General features: G+C 74.7%; 1 protein-coding gene. It reads left to right on the top strand.

Translation table 11 applies throughout. From position 1 onward, the window contains the following. Positions 1-319: 319 nt before the first annotated feature. A partial coding sequence (locus tag CCL05_RS43065) for a helix-turn-helix domain-containing protein (RefSeq protein WP_208641759.1) occupies positions 320-1,722 on the top strand: 1,403 nt, incomplete at its 3' end.

Genomic DNA, 1,722 nt, shown 5'->3' on the forward strand with positions numbered 1-1,722 from the left:
CGCCCTCGTCCTGGGTGCCCGTGCCGTCCTGACACGCCGTGAGGGCGAGGGCGGCCATGAGGGCGGCGGGCAGAGCGTGGTACTTGCGCATGAGTGGTTCCCTTTCGGACAAAGGTCGTCGGCAAGAAGGCCCGAGCGAGCCGCTCCACCGGTCGGTCCGGGAGCGGCGTGCTTGGATGACCAGAGCTTGTGCGGCGATCCGTCCCAGCCGCCACAGTCGGCGGACGATCAGGGACGCTGGAACGCCCGCACCGGCTTTGACCAGGGGAAACGAATCTCCCCTGGAACGGGGGAACGGGACATGGGGGATGGAGGAACGGTGTCGGAAGGCACGGCCGCGGCGGACTTCGCCGCGTTGCTGGGGGAGTTGAAGGAGCGGTCCGGGCTGAGCTACGGGGTGCTCGCCAAGCGGCTCCACATGAGTACGTCGACGCTGCACCGGTACTGCAACGGGGATGCCGTACCCACCGACTACGCGCCTGTGGAGCGGCTCGCCCGGCTGTGCAAGGCGTCGCCGCAGGAGCTTGTCGAGCTGCACCGGCGGTGGGTGCTGGCGGATGCCGGGCGGGGGCGCAAAGGGGCCGGCGCCCCTCCGGCCGAGCGCGGTGTGGACGAGCCGGGCGAGCGCGCTGCGCAGGAGCCGGGCGGGCGCGTTGCCGTGGGTCCGGGCGAGCGCGGTGTGGAGGAGCCGGGCGGGGGTGCTTCGGAGGAGCCGCCGGGCGACGTTGTGTCAGAGGGGCCGGTGGACCGCCGCCCGCGTCGTCCGCGCCGTCCCCGGCCCGCCCTGCTCGCCGCTGCCGTCGTCGCCGTCGTCCTGAGCGGGGTCGGGCTCGCCGTGGCCCTGCCCTCCGGCGGGGAGGACGGCGACGGGCGTCGTGGCTCGGCGGCGGTCTCGGGCGGGCACCGGCAGCAGCCGGACGGCGGCCCGGCCGCGTCCGTGTCGCCCTCGGGCAGTTCCTCTTCCGGCAGCGGCGGGAAGAAGGCCGGCGCGAGGGGCGACGGAAAGGACGCCGCCTCCGCGACGCCCGCCTCGTCCGCCTCCGCCGGCGGCAGCGGTACGGGCGGCGACCGAGGTGCCGACCGCCCGGGGCGTGACGTCCAGGCCCCCGCCGGCCCGGCGCCCCTCACCGTGCGTACCGAGCCGCACGCCTGGGAGAGTCCCTGTTCCCAGCGCTACCTGGTGAACCGGCCGCCCGGGCGGGTGGGGCCGCCGCCGCTGGAGCAGGACGCGCCCGCCTGGGTGGGGGCGACGGGTGCCGTGCCGTCGGGGGAGCAGTATCTGAAGCTCACCGTGCAGGGGACAGGAAAGGAGACGGTGGTCGTCGACGGGCTGACGGTCCGGATGGCCGGCAAGCGTGCGCCGCTCGCGTGGAACGACTACGCCATGGGCTATCCGGGCGTCGGCTGCGGCGGCAACGTGCCGACCCGTTCCTTCACGGTCGCTCTCGACGCCGCGCGTCCCGCCGTCGTCCCGGAGGCGGGGCACGACGACTTCCCGTTCTCGGTGAGCGAGTCCGACCCGGAGGTCTACCACATCCTGGCCGACGCCTCCGCGTACGACGTCAGCTGGTACCTGGAGCTGAGCTGGTCCAGCGGCGGCCGGAGCGGCACGCTGACGGTGGACGACCGGGGCCGGCCCTTCCGCACGAGCGGCAACAACGGGCGCCCGGCCTACGAGTTCCCGCTGGGCGGCGACAAGTGGGTCCCGGCCGGGACCACCGA

Origin of the sequence: Streptomyces africanus (genome assembly GCF_002150735.1) — a bacterium.
Lineage (GTDB): Bacteria > Actinomycetota > Actinomycetes > Streptomycetales > Streptomycetaceae > Streptomyces > Streptomyces africanus.